The organism is Tenggerimyces flavus, from assembly GCF_016907715.1.
Lineage (GTDB): Bacteria > Actinomycetota > Actinomycetes > Propionibacteriales > Actinopolymorphaceae > Tenggerimyces > Tenggerimyces flavus.
Genome location: NZ_JAFBCM010000001.1, coordinates 2,329,320 through 2,350,650, shown reverse-complemented (window position 1 = coordinate 2,350,650; position 21,331 = coordinate 2,329,320). Strand labels below are relative to the sequence as shown.

Genomic DNA, 21,331 nt, shown 5'->3' with positions numbered 1-21,331 from the left:
CAATGGCTGAAGCAGCAACGACCAGCACGAAGCTGGAGCTGGCCGAGGACACGGTGGTCAGCATCCGGGACTTGCATGTGGAGTTCCCGACCGTCATCGGCCGCGTCCGGGCGCTCAACGGCGTGAGCTACGACGTTCCGCGCGGCAAGGTGCTCGGCATCGTCGGCGAGAGCGGTTGCGGCAAGAGCGTCACGGCCCGGGCGATCATGCAGATCATCGAGAAGCCGGGCAAGATCACGGGCGGGGAGATCCTGTTCCGGCCCGGTCGGGTGGAACGTACGGCTGGCAAGCGGGCCCGGGGCACGGGCACCGAGGCTCCGGCGAACGGGAACGGCGACGCCAAGCTGGTCGACCAGCACGACATCCGCGAGGACATCCCGGAGCTCGCGCGGAGCGGCATCATCGACCTGACGACGCTCGACCCGCACGGACCGCAGATGCGAGCGATCCGCGGCCAGGAGATCGCGATGATCTTCCAGGAGCCGATGACCTCGCTCAACCCGGTCTACACCGTGGGCGACCAGATCCGTGAAGCGATCCTGCTGCACCAGACGAAGGACAAGGACGAGGCGGACCGGCGCGCGGTCGACATGCTGCGCCGCGTCGGCATGCCGAACCCGCCGCGGGTCGCGAAGAGCTACCCGCACCAGCTGTCCGGCGGCATGCGGCAGCGCGCGATGATCGCGATGGCGCTGTCCTGCATTCCCACGTTGCTGATCGCGGACGAGCCGACGACCGCCCTCGACGTCACGACCGAGGCGCAGATCCTCGAGCTGATGCGCGAGCTGCAGGCCGAGTTCGGCATGTCGATCATGTTCATCACCCACTCGATGGGCGTCGTCGCGCAGCTGTGCGACGAGGTCGTCGTGATGTACCTCGGCCGCGTAGTCGAACGGGCTTCGGTGGACGACCTGTTCTACAACCCGAAGCACCCGTACACGATCTCGCTGCTGCGCTCGATCCCTCGGATCGGCGTGAGCCGGCACCAGCCGCTCGAGGTCATCAAGGGCTCGGTGCCCGACCCGTACTCGACCGTCACCGGCTGCCCGTTCCACCCGCGCTGCCCGAGCGTCATGCCGGGGCTGTGCGACACGGTGATGCCGCTGGAGACGGCGGTCGAGGGTACGGGGCACACCGCGCGTTGCCATCTCTATCCAGGCAGTACGCCAGCGGACGTGTCGTCAGCGGCGACGGCAGAGGCCGCACCCGTGGCGGTTGACGGCTCGAAGGACGGTTCGGCTGACGGCTCGGCTGACGTCGAGAGGGGCGACTCGTGAACGACGTACTGCTCGAGGTCAAGGACCTGAAGAAGCACTTCCCCATCCATGCCGGGCTGCTGCGGCGCACCGTGGGCCACGTCAAGGCGGTCGACGGCGTCAGCCTGTCGATCAACCGCGGCGAGACGTTCGCCGTGGTGGGCGAGAGCGGCTGCGGGAAGAGCACGACGGGCCGGACGATCCTGCGCCTGGAGGAGCCGACCGACGGCGAGGTCATCTTCCACGACAAGTCGCTCGGCGCGGTCAACATCGAGAAGGCCGACGCCAAGCAGCTGAAGAAGATCCGCCCGCAGATGCAGATCATCTTCCAGGACCCGTTCTCGTCGCTCGACTCGCGCATGACCGTCGGCCGGATCATCGCCGAGCCGATGGTGATCAACCGGACGCACGAGGGTCGTGCGCTCAAGGACCGCATCGCCGAACTGCTCACGGTGGTGGGCATGCGGCCCGAGCACGCGAGCCGTTACCCGCACGCGTTCTCCGGTGGTCAGCGGCAGCGGATCGGCATCGCGCGGGCGTTGGCCCTGAACCCCGAGCTGATCATCTGCGACGAGCCGGTGTCGGCGCTGGACGTGTCGGTGCAGGCGCAGGTGCTCAACCTGCTCGAGGATCTGCAGAACAAGTTCGACCTGACGTACATGTTCATCTCCCACGACCTGTCCGTCGTCGAGCACATCGCCGACCGGGTCGCCGTGATGTACGTCGGCAAGGTCGTCGAGGTCGCATCCACCGAGCAGCTGTTCTACAACCCGAAGATGCCGTACACCGAGGCACTGCTGTCGGCGCTGCCGAAGCCAGACCCGCGGAACCGTACGCGTCCGACGGCCTTGACGGGCGACGTTCCCTCGCCGGCGAACCCGCCCTCGGGCTGCTACTTCCACCCGCGCTGCCCGTACGCACAGGACATCTGCGCGGTCGAGGCGCCGCCGCTGCGTGACACAGGCGACGGACACTTCGCCGCGTGCCACTTCTCCGACACCTTGACGCTCAAGGGTGCGACTAAGCTGCAGGACGTGCCGGTCGCGACTGCCGAGGAGGCAGCCGCGGACGTCATCGACGCACACGCATCCACCTCGGACTCGGGGTCTGGCACGGCAACGGAAGCGAGATAGTTCTATGGCGCAGTACGTCCGGGAAGGGCGGCCCCGGTTCACCGGTGTGACCTCCTACCAGGATCCGCTCGGGCGGTTCTCGTTCCGCTACCCGTCCGACTGGCGTCAATACGAGCTTGACGACGAGCTCGAGGGCTCGATGCTCTCGCCGGTGAACGCCGACATCACCACCTACATTGGCGCTTGGGTCGCGCAGCTGGACACGAACGTGGTGGCCGAGGACCTCGACATTCTGCGCGAGGGCATCGAGGACGGGCTGGCGTCGTTGCCGGACCTGGTGGTGGAGAAGTCCGACGACACGGTGCTGAGCAACCTGGTCAAGTTCGAGCGGATCTACACGTTCACCGAGGACGGCGAGACCCGCAGGCGCCGGGCGTGGATGCTGTACGTCGACAAGTGGCGGATCGTGCTGATCTTCCAGGGCAGCTCGATCGACGAGTACGAGTACTGGCTGCCGATGGGCAACTACGCCTTCGCCACGTTCGATCTCCCGCAGGCGTTGTGGTTCGCGACCGACCGCGACCTGAAGGCGAACGACTAGCTCCTGGTCCCGACCCACTCGGTGCGGATGGGGTCGAGCTCGCTGTTCGGGCAGTTGGTCACCTCGGCCGTGAGGTCCTGCGTCCCGGTGATACTGGTGACCTTGCCGGACTTGTCCCGGATGACGACGAGCTTGGTGTCGTACGGGTACGGGACCTTGATCGAGGGGTTGCTCGGGCACGCGCCCGGCACCGTCCCCTGGTAGCGCAGCTTTCCGCCGACCAGGCTGGAGGTTCCGAGGCCGGGGAACGTCACCGTGCAGTTCGCCCCGTCGCACTCGACGGTCAGCGTGGCGGTGAAGTTCGAGCTCGTGCCGACAGGGTTGTCCTCGTTGCCGTCGACGACGGTTCTGGTGAAGGCGAACGTGCCCGAGAGGTCGGCTGCCGTGATCGGTCTCGCCGTTGCCGCGTCGGTCGGCGCGAGTGTTGGGGCTGAGGTTGGTGCTGCTGGAGGCGGTGCCGCAGCGAGCTGGTTACCGTCGCCGCGTGGCCAGAGCGCGTACGTCGTGACGAGGACCGCGGCCACGACTCCGGCGGCCGTGGCGGGTACGGCCCAGCGCATCCAGGAACGGGTCGGCTTCGGTTTCGGCCGCGGGTTCCTGGGCTCCTCGGTGCGGTGCTTGTCCTCCCGTCCGCCGGCGCCGTTGCCGCCGATCAGCCCGGTGCCGGGCATCCGCTCCAGCGGCTGCAACGTGGTGTCGTTCCCGAGCGAGCCGAACACACCGCCGCGACCGACCTGTTCGGCCGCCAGCAGGGGCGAGAACGCGGTGTCTGGAGTGGCGACGATCCGTCGGAGCAACTCGTCCAGCTGGCCGCCGGCGAACAAGCTCACCAGCTTGCTGGCCCGCTCGGCGGGCACGGCGAGCAGCCAGGTCCGTTCCCTATGGGTGAGCTCGAACACGACCTGCTCCCACGTCGCGAGGACCGCGACCAGGCTGAACGCGAGCCGGCGGCGATCGGCCGTCAGATCCGCGCCCCACGACGTGAACGTGCCGTGGTTGGCGTCGTCGATGTCGGGCCGCTCACAGGGCAGCGGGTGGTCGCCGCGGACGACGGTATCGGTGGTCGCCAGCTCCGTGTCCGTGGCGAACGTGGCCGCGTCTCGGCGCACGATCTCCCACGAGCGTTGAAGATTCCACTGAGCCGTACGGCGGCCGATGATCGTCGCGCGGCCGGTCGCGTACAGGTCGCCGCCGAACGCGCGCCGGTCGACGTAGTAGCCGAACCGCTCGCGGGCAGGTTCGACGACGAACCGGCCGTACGTCGAGCGTCGTCCCACCCGCTGGCAGTCCATGACCGCCGCGGCGGCGAAGACGGTCGCGGCGACGAGCTGCGGGCCTGTGACGTACTCGCCGCCGAGCTCGAGCCGCCCGCGACGAGGCCGAACGAGCAAGCCTGGCGAGTGTTTCCGATCCAGTAGCAGCATCATCGCCAGCGAGTGCCTCGCGACGAAGCGCTTGGCGATGGAGGTGGCGCGGCGGTCGGCGACTTCCACGTTCACGTGGGTAGAGCCGCCGTCGACCAGGAAGTCGGCACCGAGGGTCGCGTCGAGCTCGTTCCGGCCGCGCGCCAGCCAATCGCTTAGCCTGTTGGTGAAACCGGGTGCCAGGGTGGCCGGCGGCGTGGCGATCTCGGCCTCCCGCCCGTCGGCAGTGATCACGCCGCCCCACGGCAGGCGATGTGCGTGCGGGTCGCCGCGGTCCAACCGCTTGCCCGGTAGCCAACCGCGCGGGCAACCGACGCGAAGTCGACGGTCGTTCCGCCGCGCGTGACGACGAACTCCTGCTCGATCCCGATCCGCCGGCTCGGTGGGCGCGGTTCGTCGAGCAGGCGGGCCAGCTCGGCCCGCAGCCAGCGGTCCATGAGACGGTGGCCGCTAGTCGCTGTCGGGTCGCCGAGGCCCGAATTCGTCCTTGCCGGCTTGGCGATCCAGCCGTTCGCGAGCCTCGTCGATCGCGGCGTCCGCGACCTTGTCGACGAGCTTGCTGCGCAGTGATTCCGCCGTATCCGTGGTGACATCGACGACGGCGGACGTCGCGAACGTCGTCACCCGGTCACCGACACTCTCGATCGCCTGCACAGGCACGGCGTCGACCGCATTGCCTTTCTCCATTGCCAGTCCCCTCCCGCCCCGCACCATCAGCGTAGAAGGCAGAACGACCGTCGCGGGCAGGATCTGCGAAAGACGAGGTTGGTTAGGCAGCACTCACCAGTTGTTGTGCGCGTTGGTAGGAGATGTCGAGCACCTTGGCAATGTCCCGTACCGACAGGCCCTTGGCGCGCAGCTCAGTGGCCGCTTCGGCCGTGAGCTCGGTAGCCGTTGCGGTGGACTGTCTAGCCTCCTCGCGAGCAGAACGCGCACGCTGCACCAGCTCGTCGAGATCTGGACGAGTAGTCGAAACGTTCAGCTCGATCTCCATCGCCGCCTCGGCGCTGCGCGACAAGTCCAGGCTGACAGCGATCGACTCCCGGATGTTTCGCTCGACCTCCGTGAGGCTCCGCCCGGCCGTGAACGCCCCGTCGACCCCCTCCGCCTGCGCCGACCAGTCGCCGTTCGGTTCGCGCCACACGTCGACCTGATAGGTGGTCATCGCAGCCACCCCTTCCCGAAGACCGGCTCCATCTGCCGCTCGATCGCCCGCACCAGACCGGGTCCGAGATCTCGCCGCGCGATTTCTCGAGCATTCACTACCGATGTCTACTCGATAGTCGATGCAACTGTCCAATCGCTAGACATCTCGTCAGCGGGCGAGGAGCTGGTCGACCGGGGCGTACGCGTCGGTGAGGATGCGCGCACCGTCGCTGAACTCCGTGACCCGGTCCTGGCCGGAGAGCAGGGTGAGCGACTTGTCCCGTTCGGCCAGTCTGGCTTGGAGGTTCGCGACCGGCAGCGGCTTGTCGGAGGCGACGATGACGAGGTTGCCGCCGTCGGCCTTCGCGAGGATGCCTGGCTCGGCGATGATCGCGACGTTGTCGAAGACGCTGGCGATCGTGGCGATCTCGGCGCGCGCGAAGCCGAGCGGCGGGTAGTCGATCACGTTCACCGCGTAGACGCCACCGGGTCGGAGGATGCGGTGAATGCTCTGCACGACCTCCTTCGTGGTGAGGTGCCACGGTACGGAGACGCCACCGAACGCGTCCCCGACGACGACGTCCCGGCTTGCCGCGGCCTGCTCGGCAAGGCCGATCCGCGCGTCGCGGACGCGGACGTCGATGCCGTCGCCGGTGCGCAGGCCGAGCTGCTCGACGTCGAGGTCGACGACACCCTTGTCGATCTCGTACACGACCGAGTCCGTGCCCGGCCGCGTCGCGTCCAGGTAGCGCGGCACGGTGACGCCGCCACCGCCGAGGTGCAGCGCGTCGATGCGTTGGCCGGCGGGCCAGTAGACGTCAAGCAGGGAAGCGATCCCGCGGATGTACGCGAACTCGAGGAACGTGGGGTCCTTCAGGTCGACGTACGAGTGGGACAGCGTGTCGAGCCGCAGCGTACGGCCGGTCGGCCGGTCCGGATCGGCCTCGACCTTCGCGCAGTGGTAGGCGGTTTCGACGTCGCACGGCTGCGGCGCGAGCGTCGTGGCGAGCGAGCCGACGAGAGCGGCGGCAACGAACGGTACGGCTTTCTTCAACCCACGCAGGCGAATCGTGACGATCGCGCCGACGACCACGAGCAGGCTGCCGAGCCCAAGCAGGATGTAGTGGGTCGGGACCGCGGCGACGAGGACGAAGCCCGTACCGAACGTCGCGACGATCGCGCCGAACGTACCGATGCTGGAGAGCCGGCCGACGACCGAGCCGGTCTGGGCGAGCGTTGCCAACCTGAGCTTGACGATCATCGGCGGGATCGCCGACATCAGGGCTGCCGGGACGAACACGGCGATCGCGGCCATCAGCAGTACGACACTGAGGTCGGCGCCGCGGACGATGCTGCCCGTCCAGCGCACGGCCGGGCCGACGAACATCACCAGCGCGCCGGAACCGAGGATCAGCGGCCCGACCAACCGTTGCGGCGGGGCGAGGTCGGCCGACCTCCCACCGAGCCACGCCCCGAGGGCGATCGCGGTGAGGGCGATCCCGATCACCGCGGTGTTCGTCTCGAGCGTCAGGCCGATGTACGGGGCGACAAGCCGGAGGCTGACCAGCTCGAGCACGAGCACGCCGCCCGAAGTGAGGAACACCAGGGCCGCGGCGGCGCGGCCGCTGAGGGGTACGTTCTCTGCCACGAGAGGACACGCTTCCGTACGCGCGCCGTTCGGCTGCAAGGAGGGCCTACGGTGGCCAGCATCCGTCGCCCCGGCAAATGATCAGGTTTACACGGCGGCTGGGTGCTTTACCCGGCGTCCACGCCACGTAGAGCGGCAAATGATCATGTCAACATGATCATTGGCCGGCGACGGATGCGCGCGAGTTATGCGGCGGACTCAGACTTGGTCGTGGAGGACGAGCTACTGCTGGAGTCCTTCGAACCGGAGGCTGAGCTGCTGGAGTCCTTCGAGCTCGACGAGTCGGACGAGCTCGACGAGTCGGACGAGCTCGAGGAGCTGTCGGAGTCCTTCTTCGCGGTCGAGCTCGAGCCGTTGCTGGACGCCGGAGTCTTGCTCCCGGAGCCCGTACGGCTGTCGTTGCGGTAGAAGCCGGATCCCTTGAACACGACGCCGACCGGGCTGAACACCTTGCGCAGGCGACCCTGGCAGTTGGGGCACTCGGTCAACGCGTCGTCGGTGAACTTCTGGACGACCTCGAGGCCCTCACCACACTCGCTGCACGTGTACTGGTACGTCGGCACGGCTTCCCTCCACGGACTGTCAGCACCGGAAAGGTTAGCACTCCGGTGCAACGACTGCTAAAGAACGGTTCCGACTCCGCGCCCGATCGGGCAGGGATCGGTGCATTCCGGGCGATCGGGTGCATCCATGGCCGATGCTGGGGGCGTGGAGACGTTCGAGACTATCGGCGACCGGTACGACGCCTGGCACGCGTCCGGGTAACATGCGAGCCATGACGACGCGAAAGGCGGAGCTCCGCCTCGACTGGTGAGCCCGAACGTGCGGGTGCGTACCCCGCGCGACCTTCGTCGACAGCGCCGACCTCGCGCGCACTCCTGTTGGAACCATCTGATCGCGGCGCCGCTCTGGCCGCTCCACGGCCTGAACCTCGGGACGCTGCTGCGTACCTGCGACGCGGTCGGAGCCTGCCTCGCGGTGCCTCGGTTGCCGTGGGTTCCGGAGGCGCTCGCGCGGGGCAACACGCTTCGACACCGATCCTGCGTGCACTGGGTCCGCGGCCCGCGGACGGCCTGGCTGGCCGAGCAACGTGCCCGCGACTCCACCATCCTCGGCGTCGAGCTCGCCGAGGAGGCTGTCCGGCTCGCCGATCTGCCCGCCGCGAGGCGGCGGACGGTGGTCGTGCTGGGCCACGAGCAGACCGGCATTCCGGCCGAGGCGCTGGGGCTGTTGGACACGGTCGTCGAGATCCCGATGGTGGGGACGGGCGTCAGCCTGAACGTGGCCGTCGCGGGCTCCTTGGTGCTCTACCGGGCGGTTGGGCTGCTGTGATCCTGGCCGCGTTTCCGTCCACAGGGACGGCCTGTGGACGGCCGTTCGGCAGCTTGGCCGAACCCGGCATAACGTTCGGCGCATGACTGCAGAAGCGCCTTCCAGCACACGGGCCGAGATCGGGGTGATCGGCGGCACGGGGCTGTACTCGTTCCTCGTCGACCCGACCGAGGTCGCCGTCGAGACGCCGTACGGCGAGCCCTCGGATCGGCTCGTCGTGGGCGAGATCGGCGGCCGTCGCGTCGCGTTCGTGCCGCGGCACGGGCACGACCACCGGCACCCACCTCACCAGGTCAACTACCGGGCGAACCTCTGGGCGCTCCGCTCCCTCGGCGTCCGTCAGGTCCTCGGCCCGTGCGCGGTCGGGTCGCTGCAGCCACGCTTCGGGCCGGGCAGCCTGGTCGTGCCGGACCAGCTCGTCGACCGGACGATCGGCCGGGCGCAGACGTTCTACGACGCGGGCGGGCCGGTGCACGTGTCGTTCGCCGACCCGTACTGCCACGTCGGCCGTTCCGCCGCGGTCCGCGCCGCCAGCGACGGCGGCTGGGAGCCGGTCGACGGCGGCACGATGGTGGTGATCGAGGGGCCGCGCTTCTCCACCCGCGCCGAGTCGCAGTGGTACGCCGCGCAGGGCTGGTCACTGGTCAACATGACCGGCCATCCGGAGGCCGTCCTGGCCCGCGAGCTCGCGCTTTGCTACACCTCGATCGCGCTGGTCACCGACGTCGACGCCGGGCTCGTCGAGGGCGACGGCGTGAGCCAGGACGAGGTGTTCGCGACGTTCGCCTCGCATGTGGACCGGCTGCGGGACCTGCTGTACGCGATCGTCCCCAGCCTCCCGACCGAGCGCACCTGCCCCTGCGGCCACGCGCTCGACGGGGTCGAGCTGCCGATCGAGCTCCCGGAGTAGGCCATGGCGATCCCGACCACGTTGCTGCGCGACCTGCGGCGCGCGCTGCCCTCGCACCGCCGGCTGCTCGCGGCCGGGCTCGCTGCGGCAGCGGTCGCGGTCGGGATCCAGGCGCTCGAGCCCGCCCCCGCGCCTACGGTCGAGGTGCTCGCCGCGGCCCGCGACCTGGACGGCGGGACGAAGCTGGCCGCCGCGGACGTACGAACGGTCGCGCTTCCCGAGACCGCTGTGCCAGCCGGCGTTCTCCGGCCGGGCGAGGCCGACGGGCGGCTGCTGGCCAGCCCTGTCCGAGCGGGTGAGCCGCTCACCGACGCCCGGTTGCTGGGTCCGGCGTTGCTGGACGGGTATGGGCAGGGCTTGGTCGCGGCGCCGGTCCGGGTCGCCGATCCAGGCGCGCTGGCACTGGTACGTGTCGGCGACCGGATCGACCTGCTCGCGACCGCGGCAGCCGGCGACCAGCCGGCGCGTACGGTCGCCGCGGCGACGCCGGTCGTGGCGCTCCCCCGCCCGGACGAGGCCGTCGAGGGTGGGTTGCTGGTGGTCGCGGTCTCGCCGGCGACGGCTGCTGAGCTCGCGAGGAGCGCGGTGGCGTCGCAGCTGTCGCTCGTCCTCCGGCCACCGTGACGGCGCGGCTCACCCAGGCGTAGGCGCTTTGGGGTTACCGTGCGTCGGGGAATCCTCACCCCGAGGCAGACCTGATCCAGGAGGGGCAATGATCCAGGGCTTCAAGGCGTTCCTATTGCGCGGAAACGTGCTCGACCTGGCCGTCGCGTTCGTCATCGGTGTCGCGTTCACCGCTGTCGTCACCGCCATCGTCAAGGGCATCATCACGCCGCTGATCGCCGCGATCTTCGGCGACCCCGACCTCACCAAGGTGATGACGTTCCAGATCAACGGCGCCGACTTCAGCATCGGCCTCGTCCTCGACGCGCTCATCAACTTCATCCTCGTCGCAGCCGCCGTCTACTTCGTGATCGTGCTGCCGGTGCAGAAGATCCAGGAGCGCCGCAAGCGCGGAGAAGAGCCCGTCGAGGAGGCGCCGGCGGAGGACGTCGCGCTTCTCCGCGAGATCCGCGACCTGCTCTCCACCCAGAACCGCCAGTCGTAACCAGTCGGTAAGAAGTCAGCCGTGGTGGGGCGGCACCTCGTCGAGGATGCGTCGATCGTCCTCGTCAGAGCGGTCGCCCCAGCTCTCCGGGTCGTCCTCGGCGGCCCGGTCGGGCAGCACCGGTTTGTCGGGCGTCATCCCTCTACGGTGCCACATCGGTCCTAAGATCAGGTACGTGCGCAAACTCCTGGTCGGGATTCTGGCCGTCCTCGCCCTCGCCGCCTGCGGTACCGCGAACGAACCCGGCAGCTCTCCGTCCGGGTCGCCGGCCGCCGAGATCAAGGGCACGATCACCGTTCTCGCCGCCGCCTCGCTGACCGAGACGTTCACCAAGCTCGGCAAGGAGTTCGAGGCGCAGTACCCCGGCACCACCGTCAAGCTCAGCTTCGGCGCCAGTTCGACGCTCGCCCAGCAGATCACGAACGGCGCGCCCGCCGAGGTGTTCGCGGCCGCGAGCCCGTCGACGATGAAGCAGGTCACCGACGCGAAGTCCGCCAGCGGCGAGCCCGCGATCTTCGTCCGCAACCGGCTCCAGATCGCCGTCCCCCAGGGCAACCCGGCCAAGATCACCGGCCTGAAGGACTTCGCGAACGCGGACCTCAAGATCACCCTCTGCGCGAAGGACGTTCCCTGCGGAACGGCGGCCACCAAGGCGTTCGACGCGGCCGGCATCACGCCGAAGCCCGACACGTACGGCGCCGACGTCAAGGCCGTCTTGACGACCGTCCGGCTCGGTGAGGCGGACGCCGGCATGGTCTACAAGACCGACGTCATCGCCGCTGGCGACGACGTCGACGGCCTCGACTTTCCCGAAGCCGACAAGGCGATCAACGACTATCCGATCGCCACGCTGACCGAGGGGCCGAACCAGGAAGGCGCGAAGGCGTTCGTCGAGTTCGTCCTGTCGGCCAAGGGCCAGGAGACCTTCACCGCGGCGGGCTTCGACCTGCCGTGACCGGCTTCAGGAGGCCACCCCTCCTGCTCCTCGTCCCGGCGGTCCTCGGGCTCGCGTTCCTCGTCGTGCCGCTCGCCGGCATGCTCGTCCGGGCACCGTGGACCCGCATCGTCAGCGACCTCGCCGCCCCGGGCGTCTGGGACGCGCTGCGCCTCTCGCTCATCTGCGCGACGCTCGCGACCGTGCTCGCGACCGTGCTCGGCGTCCCGCTCGCCTGGCTGCTCGCGCGCAGCGACGTCCCCGGCCGGGGCCTGATCCGCGCCCTCGTCACCGTCCCGCTCGTCCTGCCGCCCGTCGTCGGCGGCGTCGCGCTCCTGCTCGTCCTCGGTCGCCGCGGCCTGATCGGCGAGCATCTGAACACGTGGTTCGGCATCTCGCTCCCGTTCACGACCCCCGCGGTGGTCCTCGCCGAGGCCTTCGTCGCGATGCCGTTCCTCGTCCTCGCCGTCGAGGGGGCGCTGCGGGCGGCGGACAGCAGGTACGAGGACGCGGCGGCCACGCTCGGAGCGGGCGGCTGGTACACGTTCCGCCGCGTCACACTCCCGCTCGTCGCCCCCGGCATCGCCGCCGGCGCGGTCCTCGCCTGGGCCCGCGCGCTCGGGGAGTTCGGCGCGACGATCACGTTCGCCGGCAACTTCCCCGGTACGACGCAGACGATGCCGATCGCCGTGTACGAGGCCCTCGAGACCGATCCCGACACCGCCGTCGTGCTCAGCCTGCTGCTGCTGATCGTCTCGATCGCCGTACTGGTCGCCCTCCGCGACCGATGGGTGCCGACCGGATGAGCCTCGACGCGCACCTCGAGGTCGACCGGCCCGGGTTCAGCCTGCGCCTGGACCTGCGGATCGAGGCAGGCGAGGTCGTCGCGCTGCTCGGGCCGAACGGCGCCGGCAAGACGACCACGCTGCGAACGCTCGCCGGCCTCCAGCGCGTGGACAACGGGCACATCACGCTGAACGGGGAGCGGCTGCACGACGTACCGCCCGACCGCCGCCCGGTCGGGCTGGTGTTCCAGGACTACCTGCTGTTTCCGCACCTCAGCGCGCTGGAGAACGTCGCGTTCGGGCCTCGCGCGCACGGCGTACCTCGCGATCAGGCGCGTACCGTCGCCCGCGACTGGCTCGAACGGGTCGGCCTCGCCTCCCACGCGCTCGCCAAGCCGCGGGCGCTGTCCGGCGGCCAGGCCCAGCGCGTCGCCCTCGCCCGGGCGCTCGCGGTCGAGCCGCGGCTGCTCCTGCTCGACGAACCGCTCGCGGCGCTCGACGCCAGCACCCGCCCGGAGGTCCGCGCCGACCTGCGCCGCCACCTCAGCGCGTACGACGGCGTCTGCGTTCTGGTGACCCACGACGCCCTCGACGCGATGGTGCTCGCGGACCGGATCGTGGTGCTCGAGTCCGGCCGGGTCACCCAGGAGGGCACGCCGAGCGGGGTCGCCCGGGCGCCGCGGACGGAGTACGTCGCCCGGCTCGTCGGCCTCAACCTGCACCGAGGCAAGGCCGCCGGCGACCGGGTAACCCTCGACGGCGGCGGCGAGCTCACCACCGCCTCACCGGCGCACGGTCCCGTCTTCACCGCGTTCCCGCCGTCAGCGGTCGCCCTCTACCCGCACCGCCCCGAGGGCAGCCCGCGGAACGCCTGGCCGGTGACCGTGGCCGCGATCGAGCAGCACGGGAGCGTGGTGAGGGTACGCCTGACCGGACGCCCGTCGGTATTGGCCGACGTGACGCCCGGCGCGGTCGCGGACCTCGGCCTCATCCCGGGCGCCGCGGTCTGGGCAGTCGTCAAGGCCACCGAGGTACACGCCTACCCGGGCTGAGCCGTCAGCCCTGGCGGAACATCCGCCGAATCGCTCGAACTGTCCGCCGAACTGGTTCCGAACGGTCGCATCGACGGCAAGATGCCCGCCGCGAGTTGTCGCGTAACCCCTTGCTGGGCGAGCAGAGCGGTACATGCGAACCGCGCCGCGTCGTACGCGAGTGTCCACGCGCTCTCCGGATCGCTGTCCGCAACGACGGTCGCGGTGGAGAGCGTCCGTCGCGCCTTGGTCAGCCACGGATCCCCATCCGCTGCTGATCCAGACACCGTTTGCAGCTCACCGTTTGCAAGAAGCTGTTCGATCGCGGCCTCGCCACGCTGCCATCGCGCCATCGCTACATCTGCTCCAGACGAGACGTGGCGTGGTCGACAACAGTCAGATAGGGCCGCGCCTGAATCTCACGTACCAGAGCTCCTGACGGATGCTCCCACTCGGTCGCTGTGCACACGGTCGGGTTGACTGCGCGCCTGAGTCGCTCCTCCGCGCGCCTCGCGGATTCGTACATCTCGAGTCGATCTGGAGTCCCCACGACCAGCACGTCCAGGTCCTGAGGCACTTGGCCATGTTCGCCGCTATAGCGTGCCGCCCAGGAACCGAAGATGATCACCTGGAGGATCCCGGCCATGGCGCCGAACTCGTCAGCGATGACCGTGTGGGGTCCGTAGGTCAACGTGACGAGCTCCGTAAGTGGCGGCACCAAAGGGGACCGGGTGTCGGTACGCACGAGCCGGGACCGACCTACGGCGCGGACAGTCAGGATGCCTGCGTCAGACAGTCGCCGTACTTCCCCGCTGACAGTCGACTGAGGGATGTTCAGCTGGCGGGCCAGGTCCGTGACTGCGTACTCCTCGCCCGGATGGAGGAGGAGCATGGTCAGGAGGTCGGCCTGATGACGCGACCTCAGGATCGGTAGCAGGACCGGCGCATCGCTACGCATAAACCGATCATATCATCGTTCTATGCGATGTGTTCGCGCTGGCACGAGGACAAGCCAGACCAGACGTCCGTCGGTGTTGGCCGACGGGACGCCCGGTAGGGACGCGGTTCCTGAGCGGCTGACTCAGCCGCTCTTCCGGCGGAACTGACGCTTCTTGTGGGCGGCCGCGGCGTGTCCCACCACCTTGCCGTCCTCCGCGTCGACGGGTCCGGACTGCTTGCCGCGTCCGGTCTTCTGCTGGAGGGCTTCGCGGAACTTGCGGTGCAGCTCGTCCTCGCCCGTGGTCTCCGAGGTCTCCTCGGACGTGGTTTCGTCGGACATGCGGCAAGTCTTTCACGTTCCGGAGAGTGAGCGCACAGCAGATTTCGGTAGGCGTGGCGACCACGGGCAGCTGAGCGGCCCGGCCGACCGCCGGCCCGACCCTCGATATACGTCATTCGACGGATACCGACCAGCCAGTCGCGAGCGCAGCCTGCAGAGGCCACCAGCACTTCATCTTTGGGGGGACACCATGCGACGAAGCATGGCCGCGGCACTCGTGCTTGGCCTCATCACGTTGTTCTTAGGAGCGGTAGGCGCCGGTACGGCGAACGCGGCGGAGACGAAGACCGCCACCATGACCCTGTCGGGAAGCGGCGAGGACCCACTTCTCCGGACGTTGATCCACTGCGATGGTTGCGCCCCGGACGCGATCTTCGACTGCGGTGACGACTGCGAGATCACCGCGGGGATCAAGTTCGGCGTCACCACGCAGCTCGAGTGGTCCGCGCCGTTCACCGTTCGGACGACGCACGATCCCGCCGACATCCACCAGGGCGATACGACGAACGTCTCGAACACCGTGAGCGCTGGCGCGGGCACGATGCGGGTCAGGTTCGCGGTCCCGTGGGAGGCAGGGCTGTTCGCCTGCGGCGGAAGCTTCAAACCCTGTGGACCCAAGGGCACCGACGACTGGCAGTCGACGAACTACCGGGTGTCCGGCACGTTGACCATGACGTCGGCGCCGGTGACCTGCACGCCGCCCATCACCGGCCTGGGTCCGGTCGCCTGCAACTACTCCGCGTCCGCCACCGTGCTGCCCGAGACCTGCATCGACCCTGCTTGCCTCGTCGACATCCAGGCGCGCCTGGGCGTCACAGGAACGGTCAGCGTCGACGCCGCCGGCGTGATCGTCAGCAGGACGGCGACGTTCCACGGCGCCAAGGACCTGACCGTTGCTTCCTCGCCCGCAGCGGACGACCTCGCCATCCCGTGCTCCGCGGCCGCCGGCACCGACCTCGTCTACGGCGTCGGCCCGGCGACGTACCGGTCGCCCTCGGTCAGGGCCACCGGCAACCTGGGCCTCAACATCTACGTCGACGGCCCCGGCCCGGCGAACCTCGAGGAGAACATCGGCCTCGCGTCAGGGACGATCTTCGACCAGCCGTTGTCGCTGACCGGCGGAAGCCGGACCAACCACAACCTCGGCGACGTGCAGCGCGACGCCATCGCGCCGCGGATCACCGGAGTCCAGCAGGCCGGGACGTTCGTCGAGGGTGCGAACGTCGGGTTCAGCGCCACCGTCACCGACAACTGCCTCGGCAACGGCGCCAGCTACGCGTGGGCGTTTTCCGACGGCGGTTCGGCAAACGGGAACCCGGCCCAGCACGCGTTCGCTGACAACGGGAGCTACACCGGAAAGCTGACTGTGTCGGACGCGGGCGGGAACCCGGTCAGCCACGACTTCGCGGTCCAACCGATCTCCAACGCCCCGCCCTCTGCGACCGCAACGCCCGTGGGGACGGCGTTCTGGGGTGTTCCGGTGAGCTTCCACGCGTCCGCTGTGGATCCGGGCCCTGCCGACCAGGCGACCTTGACGTACGCCTGGACGTTCGGCGACGGGGGTACGGCAGCAGGTGCGGACGTGACCCACACGTACGCGAACCCAGGCGCGTACACCGCGAAGGTCACCGTCACCGACAAGGACGGCGGGGTCGGGACGGCGACGGTCACCGCGACCATCGCCAAGCGCGCCACTGCCACCACCTACACCGGGCCTCGCAAGAGCCTGCCGCTGCTGCGGGTCACGCTCACCGGGCGGTTGGTCGATGGACTCGGCAACCCGGTGACCGGCCGTACGCTGCGGTTCGCGCTCGGCAGCCACACCGACACGGGACGCACGAACCAGTCGGGCAACGCCTCCGGCTCGGTCGTGCCGCCAATCCTGCTCGGAACCACGAACGTGAAGGCGTCCTTCGCTGGCGATGCGTTCTACGAGCCTTCGCAGGACGGGCCCTACCCGTTCCGAGTCGGCATCCTCTAGCCCGCCTCGATCGCCCGCGGTTGACCCGGTCAACGGCGGGCGATCACCAACTGGCGGTGAAGGCGTACCAGGGCCCGCCGAGGTGGCGGTAGTTCGGCGACTCGAAGCCGCCGTTCTCCAACTCCGGCGTCGGGCCGCCGGGCAGGTAGGCGAACCCCGCATCGTCGAACAAGTTGCCGTTGGCCTCGTAGAACAAGACGCCGCCGGGCACTGTCTCCACACGGATGACCTCGTACGAGCCCATCCGTGCGCTGGTGTCCGGACCAGCGTCGTGGGCGGCCGAGTCGACGCCGGGCGACTCAGCTCCCAGCGTGCCTGCAGCGGAGCGTCTGTCGCGAGCAGGGCGACGACGGCGAGGTGAAATCCCGAGGCTAGGTCGCCTTACCCGGCCAGTGACCGCTCTACCTGGCGTCCACCCCACGTAAAGCGGCCAATGACCACGTAAACATGATCATTGGCCCCAGGGCGGGGCAGGGCGGTCCGGTCGAACCCACCGCCGAACAAAGAGATCGAGGCTAGCCGGCGTACCTCGCGCCGAGGCCGCCGTCGGCGGACCATTCGGCGCCGGTCACGAAGGAGGCGGCGTCGGAGGCGAGGAAGCAGATCACCTCGGCGATCTCCGGCGGCGTGCCGATCCGGCCCATCGGATGCGCGTCCAGCACCTGCTGGGTGTACGACGGCTCGTGCCGGTCCAGCACCTCCTGCACCAGGCGGGTACGGGTCCAGCCGGGGCTCACCGCGTTCACCCGGACGCCGTGCGGGCCGAGGTCGAGCGCAAGGCTGCGGGTCAGGCCGACCAGGCCGGACTTGCACGCCGCGTACGGGAACATCCCCTGCGTCGTCAGCCGGGCATGGATCGACGCGATGTTCACGATCGAACCCCGACCCCGCGACTTCATCGCAGGCAGCACCGCCCGCGCCATCATCCAGGCGCCCTTGAGATCCACGGCGAACACGTCGTCCCACTCCGCGACCGTCATCGCGACCGGGTCGGCGTAGGAGTTCCGGCCGGCATTGTTGACCAGTACGGTCGCGTCGCCCAGCTCGTCGGCCACAGCGCCCACAGCCGTAGCCACCTGCGACTCCGAGGTGATGTCGGCGGTGACGAAGCACGCCTGCGCGCCGCCGGCCGTGACCTCGGCCAACGCGTCCGCGCCGCCTGCCTCGTCGACGTCGAGCAACCCGACCTTCGCGCCCTCGCGCGCCGCGACCACGGCGGTCGCGCGGCCAATGCCCTGTGCCGCGCCGGTGATCAGCACCACTTCGCCGTCGAGCCGTCCTGCCATCTGCGGTCCTTCCCACTCGCCACGGAGGTCAGGACGAGCTTGTCAGGTCAGGCCCCAGGCTTTCGCCAACAGGGCAAAGCTGGTCAGCCGTTCCGGGACCCCGTGGGTCATCGTGGTCACCATGAGCTCGTCGGCCTGGGTACGCGCGACCAGCTGCTCGAGCTCGTCGCGTACCTGCTCCGGCGTCCCGATCGACGGCTGGCTGGGCAGGTGGTCGAGCAGCTGCCGTTCGGCGTCGGACCACGCGTATGTAGCGGCTTCCTCCAACGTGGGAAGCGAACGAGGGCGACCGGTCCGCAGCGAGACCATGGAAATCCTTGCGGGCAAGGCGATTCGCTCCGCCTCGTCGCGCGTCTCGGCGACGAAGACCGACTGCGTGACGGCGGCATGCGGCTTGTCGAGGATCGCCGACGGGCGGAACGTCTTGCGGTACATGTCCATCGCCGGCTCGGTGTTCTGCGCGCTGAAGTGGTGCGCGAAGTTGAACGGCAGCCCCAGCAGCCCCGCGACCTGGGCGCTGTAGCCGCTCGAGCCGAGCAGCCAGACGCCCGGCGCGGAGGTCGCCTGCGGCGTGGCCTTGAGCTTGACCTCCTCGTTCGCGTACGGGCCACCGAGGAGGTTGAGCAGCAGATCGAGCTCGCGCGGGAAGTCCTCGGCGCCAAGCCCCTCCGGCGTACGTCGCAGCGCGGCAGCCGTCGCCGGGTCGGTGCCGGGCGCGCGCCCGATGCCGAGGTCGATCCGGCCGGGATGCAGCGCCTCGAGCATCGCGAACTGCTCGGCGACGACGAGCGCGGCGTGGTTGGGCAGCATGACGCCGCCGGAGCCGACCTGGATCCGTTCGGTCTTCGCGGCGACGTGGGCGATCAGAACCGCCGGACTCGTACTGGCGACTCCCGGCATGTTGTGGTGCTCGGCGACCCAGAACCGCCGGTAGCCCAGGTCTTCGACGTGCCGAGCGAGCTCGGCCGCGCCGGCGAGGGCTTGGGCGCTGGTCTGACCCGCGCCGACGGGGGCGAGCTCGAGAACGGAGAGGGGTACGTTCACGCTCACTGAGCCTGCTCGTTCTGGGCGATCTCGGCCCGAACCTGGTCCATGTCGACGTCCTGGACCTTCCCGATCAGCTCCTCGAGCATCGGCGCCGGAAGCGCCCCGGCCTCGGCGTACAGCATCACGCCGTCCCGGATCACCATCAGCGTGGGGATGGAGGAGATGTCGAACGCCTGCGCCAGCTCGAGCTGTGCCTGGGTGTCGACCTTGCCGAACGTAATGTCCTGGTGCTGTTCCGACGCCTTCTCGAACACCGGCGCGAACATCCGGCACGGTCCGCACCACTCCGCCCAGAAGTCGATCATGATCGTGCCGCTGCCGGTCACGATGTCGTTGAAGTTCTCGCTGGTCAGCTCGATGGTCGCCATGTCTCACTCTCTCGAACGGTCCTGTCCATGGTGACAACGCGTGGAGCTCACGGAGTCTTCCGCAGGGCGCCGGGCGAGCTGCCGGTGGCGGCCTTGACGTGCCTGCTGAGGTGGCTGACCGAGTCGTACCCGCACAGCTCGGCGATGGCCTGCAGCGTCAAGGTCGAATTGCGCAGGTAGCCGAGGGCGTGGCGAAGCCTGACGGCCTGTAGGTACGCGCGCGGGCTGGTGCCTCGGAGCTTGGCGAAGTGCGCCCTGAGGGCGGACGGCGAGCAGGACAGGTCGGCGCAGATCTCGGCGATGCGGAGACGTTCGGCGAAGCGCTCTTCGATGATGCGTTCGACGGCGGCGACCGTACGTTCGGCCGGGCTGATCGGCCGATCGTCGCCGGCGCGTCGGAGCTGGATGTCGAGCTCGTCGACGAGGATGGCGGTCATCCGGTCTCCGTGTCGGGCGGGGCGCATGTACTCGCGGGTGAGGGCGTCGAACAGCCTGCCGAGCGACCGCTCGCCGTCGTCGAACGCCACGCGCGGCCACGGCCAGTCGGGTGGCGCGACGATCTGCACGAACCTGTTGCTGTAGCCGGTGGCGGTGAGCTCGGCGTGCGGCGTGTTCGGCGGCGTGGCGAGGATCGTGCCGGGCGTTCCGTCGTACGTCTCGTTGCCGATCGGGCAGCGGGCGAGGCCGGTCGCGTAGTAGACGACCTCCCACGAACCGTGCGCGTGGGACGGGAAGTGCTGCCCGGGCGCGGCGACGTGGATGCCGGCGCCGATCATGCGGAGGGTCATGCGCGGAGCCTGTTCTCGATCCAGGCAGCGACACTGAGGGCCTTGCTGTCGTCCGCCGCGAGGATGGCGAGACCAATCGGAAGTCCCTTGCTGGGAAGGGGAATCGTGACGCATGGATGGTCGGTGAGGTTGGCGAGTCGGTTGTTGCGGATCAGCAGATCGCGGACGAGGTACGTACCGCTCGGGACCGTTCCGTGGGTCTCGCTCGCTGGCGGCGTGGTGATCGGGAGGGTGGGGAAGATCACGGCGTCGACGGATCGGAGAACGTCGTCGGCCGCCCTGGCGATCTCCGCCGCGTGGGCCTTTGCCCTGACGTAGCGCCAACCTGGGACCGCGAACGCGTCCGTCAATCGGATCTTGACGTCGGGCTGGTACTCGTCTGCCCTTGCGGGGAAGGTGTCTGCGTGGACGGCGGCGGCTTCGGGGCCTTGGAGGTCGAAGCCGGTCGCGAGGAGGTCCGGCCAGTCGGGCAACTCGAGGTTGACGGTCTTCGGGAATCTTGTGCGGGCGTGGTCGAACGCGGCGGCGACCTCGTCGGTGCTGTCCTGGAGCTGGGGATTGGTCGGAATGCCCAACAGGGGTTGGTCGATCGCGCCGCCTCCGAAGTCGTCATGCGTGAGGCTGGCGAGGGCATAACGGGCGTCCTCGACCGAGTGCGCGAAGAGGCCGAGGTGGTCGAGCGTCGACGAGAGCGGGAAGACGCCGTCGCGCGGAAGTCGTTGCCGGGTGGGCATCGCGCCGACGATCCCGCACAGCGCGGCGGGGATGCGTACGGAGCCGGCGGTGTCCGTACCGATCGCGAGCGGGGTGATGCCGGCCGCGACACCGGCCGCCGACCCCGCGCTGGAACCGCCCGTGATGCGGGTGGGGTCGTGCGGATTGTGGCTGGGGCCGGTCACGTTGGACTGGCCGGTGGGACCGTAGGCGAACTCGTGGCTGTGGCTGAGGCCGAGCACCACGGCGCCGGCGTTCCGCAGGCGGCGCACGATGTCGGCGTCGCGGTCGGCTCGCCGGCCCGCGAAGACCGCGGAGCCGCAGGTGAACGGCATGCCCTCGACCTCGATGATCTCCTTGACCAGGACCGGGATCCCGGCCAGCGGGCCGTCTGTGGCCCTGGCGGCGTCGGCGCGGACTCGTTCCGCATCGAGGTACACGACGGCGTTGAGCTCTTGGACCGCGTTCGCGCGCTCGATGGCGCGGTCGGCGAGCGCGACCGGGTCGATCGTGCCTGCCCGTACGCCCGCGGCGATGGCTTCGAGCGAGCCGAGGTCCTGCCAGCTGCCGAGCAGCGGTGGCTGTGGCTGTGGCGCTTCGTGCATAGGGCTCGTCGCCTC

General features: G+C 69.4%; 27 protein-coding genes. 11 read left to right on the top strand and 16 right to left on the bottom strand.

Annotated elements, in window-relative coordinates:
• The first annotated feature begins 2 nt into the window (after positions 1 to 2).
• From JOD67_RS10885 to JOD67_RS10875, 3 genes are read left to right on the top strand one after another with little or no spacing between them, the layout of a single operon-like run.
• Positions 3 to 1,277, top strand: a complete 1,275-nt coding sequence (locus JOD67_RS10885) for an ABC transporter ATP-binding protein (RefSeq protein ID WP_205117312.1) — start codon at positions 3 to 5, stop codon at positions 1,275 to 1,277.
• On the top strand, positions 1,274 to 2,389 hold the full coding sequence (locus JOD67_RS10880) for an ABC transporter ATP-binding protein (protein WP_205117311.1): 1,116 nt from the start codon (positions 1,274 to 1,276) through the stop codon (positions 2,387 to 2,389). Before JOD67_RS10885 ends, JOD67_RS10880 begins: the two co-directional genes overlap by 4 nt.
• Positions 2,390 to 2,393: 4 nt before the next feature.
• Positions 2,394 to 2,930, top strand: a complete 537-nt coding sequence (locus tag JOD67_RS10875; protein ID WP_205117310.1) for a hypothetical protein — start codon at positions 2,394 to 2,396, stop codon at positions 2,928 to 2,930.
• Here JOD67_RS10875 and JOD67_RS10870 read toward each other — a convergent pair.
• The 6 genes from JOD67_RS10870 to JOD67_RS41845 all read right to left on the bottom strand — a co-directional run bounded on the left by JOD67_RS10870 (position 2,927) and on the right by JOD67_RS41845 (position 7,711).
• On the bottom strand, positions 2,927 to 4,588 hold the full coding sequence (locus tag JOD67_RS10870; protein WP_205117309.1) for a hypothetical protein: 1,662 nt from the start codon (positions 4,586 to 4,588) through the stop codon (positions 2,927 to 2,929). The genes JOD67_RS10875 and JOD67_RS10870 overlap by 4 nt on opposite strands.
• Positions 4,585 to 4,791 (bottom strand): hypothetical protein, encoded by a 207-nt coding sequence (locus JOD67_RS10865; protein WP_205117308.1) that lies wholly within the window; start codon positions 4,789 to 4,791, stop codon positions 4,585 to 4,587. The genes JOD67_RS10870 and JOD67_RS10865 overlap by 4 nt, the downstream gene beginning before the upstream one ends.
• A gap of 13 nt (positions 4,792 to 4,804) precedes the next feature.
• Positions 4,805 to 5,041: a hypothetical protein gene (locus tag JOD67_RS10860; RefSeq protein ID WP_205117307.1), complete on the bottom strand. Its 237-nt coding sequence runs from the start codon at positions 5,039 to 5,041 to the stop codon at positions 4,805 to 4,807.
• Between the two features lie 82 nt (positions 5,042 to 5,123).
• The gene (locus tag JOD67_RS10855; protein ID WP_205117306.1) at positions 5,124 to 5,519 is read right to left on the bottom strand and encodes a hypothetical protein; all 396 of its coding nucleotides are present in this window, start codon (positions 5,517 to 5,519) and stop codon (positions 5,124 to 5,126) included.
• A 150-nt stretch (positions 5,520 to 5,669) separates the two neighbouring features.
• Positions 5,670 to 7,148, bottom strand: a complete 1,479-nt coding sequence (locus tag JOD67_RS10850; protein ID WP_205117305.1) for a fused MFS/spermidine synthase — start codon at positions 7,146 to 7,148, stop codon at positions 5,670 to 5,672.
• Positions 7,149 to 7,333: 185 nt separating this feature from the next.
• Positions 7,334 to 7,711 carry an FmdB family zinc ribbon protein gene (locus tag JOD67_RS41845; RefSeq protein WP_205117304.1) on the bottom strand — a complete coding sequence of 126 codons (378 nt, stop codon included), beginning with the start codon at positions 7,709 to 7,711 and terminating at the stop codon, positions 7,334 to 7,336.
• A gap of 247 nt (positions 7,712 to 7,958) precedes the next feature.
• Here JOD67_RS41845 and JOD67_RS10840 point away from each other — a divergent pair, with 247 nt between their 5' ends.
• From JOD67_RS10840 to mscL, 4 genes are all read left to right on the top strand, one after another.
• On the top strand, positions 7,959 to 8,480 hold the full coding sequence (locus tag JOD67_RS10840) for a TrmH family RNA methyltransferase (protein ID WP_307782350.1): 522 nt from the start codon (positions 7,959 to 7,961) through the stop codon (positions 8,478 to 8,480).
• A gap of 82 nt (positions 8,481 to 8,562) precedes the next feature.
• Positions 8,563 to 9,390: an S-methyl-5'-thioadenosine phosphorylase gene (locus JOD67_RS10835; protein ID WP_205117303.1), complete on the top strand. Its 828-nt coding sequence runs from the start codon at positions 8,563 to 8,565 to the stop codon at positions 9,388 to 9,390.
• Between the two features lie 3 nt (positions 9,391 to 9,393).
• Complete coding sequence (locus JOD67_RS10830; RefSeq protein WP_239553805.1) at positions 9,394 to 10,014, top strand: SAF domain-containing protein; 621 nt, start codon at positions 9,394 to 9,396, stop codon at positions 10,012 to 10,014.
• 88 nt (positions 10,015 to 10,102) lie between these two features.
• Positions 10,103 to 10,498: a large conductance mechanosensitive channel protein MscL gene (gene mscL, locus JOD67_RS10825; RefSeq protein WP_205117302.1), complete on the top strand. Its 396-nt coding sequence runs from the start codon at positions 10,103 to 10,105 to the stop codon at positions 10,496 to 10,498.
• Between the two features lie 15 nt (positions 10,499 to 10,513).
• Here the strand turns inward: mscL and JOD67_RS41150 are convergent, their stop codons facing one another.
• A complete protein-coding gene (locus JOD67_RS41150) occupies positions 10,514 to 10,636 on the bottom strand; it encodes a hypothetical protein (RefSeq protein WP_275577067.1) in 123 nt (40 codons plus the stop codon).
• Positions 10,637 to 10,673: 37 nt separating this feature from the next.
• On the opposite strand from JOD67_RS41150, the gene modA reads away from it, so the two are divergent.
• Genes modA through JOD67_RS10810 form a run of 3 tightly spaced genes read left to right on the top strand, consistent with a single transcriptional unit; the run spans position 10,674 to position 13,269 of the window.
• Positions 10,674 to 11,453 (top strand): molybdate ABC transporter substrate-binding protein, encoded by a 780-nt coding sequence (gene modA, locus JOD67_RS10820; protein ID WP_307782349.1) that lies wholly within the window; start codon positions 10,674 to 10,676, stop codon positions 11,451 to 11,453.
• On the top strand, positions 11,450 to 12,238 hold the full coding sequence (modB, locus tag JOD67_RS10815; RefSeq protein ID WP_307782348.1) for a molybdate ABC transporter permease subunit: 789 nt from the start codon (positions 11,450 to 11,452) through the stop codon (positions 12,236 to 12,238). Before modA ends, modB begins: the two co-directional genes overlap by 4 nt.
• Positions 12,235 to 13,269 (top strand): ABC transporter ATP-binding protein, encoded by a 1,035-nt coding sequence (locus JOD67_RS10810; RefSeq protein ID WP_205117300.1) that lies wholly within the window; start codon positions 12,235 to 12,237, stop codon positions 13,267 to 13,269. Before modB ends, JOD67_RS10810 begins: the two co-directional genes overlap by 4 nt.
• Here JOD67_RS10810 and JOD67_RS10805 read toward each other — a convergent pair.
• From JOD67_RS10805 to JOD67_RS10795, 3 genes are all read right to left on the bottom strand, one after another.
• Positions 13,257 to 13,601 carry a hypothetical protein gene (locus tag JOD67_RS10805; protein WP_205117299.1) on the bottom strand — a complete coding sequence of 115 codons (345 nt, stop codon included), beginning with the start codon at positions 13,599 to 13,601 and terminating at the stop codon, positions 13,257 to 13,259. The genes JOD67_RS10810 and JOD67_RS10805 overlap by 13 nt on opposite strands.
• 2 nt (positions 13,602 to 13,603) lie before the next feature.
• Positions 13,604 to 14,206, bottom strand: a complete 603-nt coding sequence (locus JOD67_RS10800; RefSeq protein WP_205117298.1) for a winged helix-turn-helix domain-containing protein — start codon at positions 14,204 to 14,206, stop codon at positions 13,604 to 13,606.
• 123 nt (positions 14,207 to 14,329) lie between these two features.
• The gene (locus tag JOD67_RS10795; protein WP_205117297.1) at positions 14,330 to 14,527 is read right to left on the bottom strand and encodes a DUF5302 domain-containing protein; all 198 of its coding nucleotides are present in this window, start codon (positions 14,525 to 14,527) and stop codon (positions 14,330 to 14,332) included.
• 190 nt (positions 14,528 to 14,717) lie between these two features.
• Here JOD67_RS10795 and JOD67_RS10790 point away from each other — a divergent pair, with 190 nt between their 5' ends.
• Complete coding sequence (locus JOD67_RS10790) at positions 14,718 to 16,508, top strand: PKD domain-containing protein (protein WP_205117296.1); 1,791 nt, start codon at positions 14,718 to 14,720, stop codon at positions 16,506 to 16,508.
• Positions 16,509 to 16,551: 43 nt separating this feature from the next.
• On the opposite strand, the gene JOD67_RS10785 is transcribed toward JOD67_RS10790, so the two are convergent.
• From JOD67_RS10785 to JOD67_RS10760, 6 genes are all read right to left on the bottom strand, one after another.
• A complete protein-coding gene (locus tag JOD67_RS10785) occupies positions 16,552 to 16,752 on the bottom strand; it encodes a hypothetical protein (protein WP_205117295.1) in 201 nt (66 codons plus the stop codon).
• A 271-nt stretch (positions 16,753 to 17,023) separates the two neighbouring features.
• On the bottom strand, positions 17,024 to 17,794 hold the full coding sequence (locus JOD67_RS10780; RefSeq protein ID WP_205117294.1) for an SDR family NAD(P)-dependent oxidoreductase: 771 nt from the start codon (positions 17,792 to 17,794) through the stop codon (positions 17,024 to 17,026).
• A 42-nt stretch (positions 17,795 to 17,836) separates the two neighbouring features.
• Complete coding sequence (locus JOD67_RS10775) at positions 17,837 to 18,838, bottom strand: LLM class flavin-dependent oxidoreductase (RefSeq protein ID WP_307782347.1); 1,002 nt, start codon at positions 18,836 to 18,838, stop codon at positions 17,837 to 17,839.
• 2 nt (positions 18,839 to 18,840) lie between these two features.
• On the bottom strand, positions 18,841 to 19,209 hold the full coding sequence (gene trxA / locus JOD67_RS10770; RefSeq protein ID WP_205117292.1) for a thioredoxin: 369 nt from the start codon (positions 19,207 to 19,209) through the stop codon (positions 18,841 to 18,843).
• A gap of 47 nt (positions 19,210 to 19,256) precedes the next feature.
• Positions 19,257 to 19,997: a helix-turn-helix transcriptional regulator gene (locus JOD67_RS10765; RefSeq protein ID WP_205117291.1), complete on the bottom strand. Its 741-nt coding sequence runs from the start codon at positions 19,995 to 19,997 to the stop codon at positions 19,257 to 19,259.
• Positions 19,994 to 21,316, bottom strand: a complete 1,323-nt coding sequence (locus tag JOD67_RS10760; RefSeq protein WP_239553803.1) for an amidase — start codon at positions 21,314 to 21,316, stop codon at positions 19,994 to 19,996. The genes JOD67_RS10765 and JOD67_RS10760 overlap by 4 nt, the downstream gene beginning before the upstream one ends.
• Positions 21,317 to 21,331: the final 15 nt, after the last annotated feature.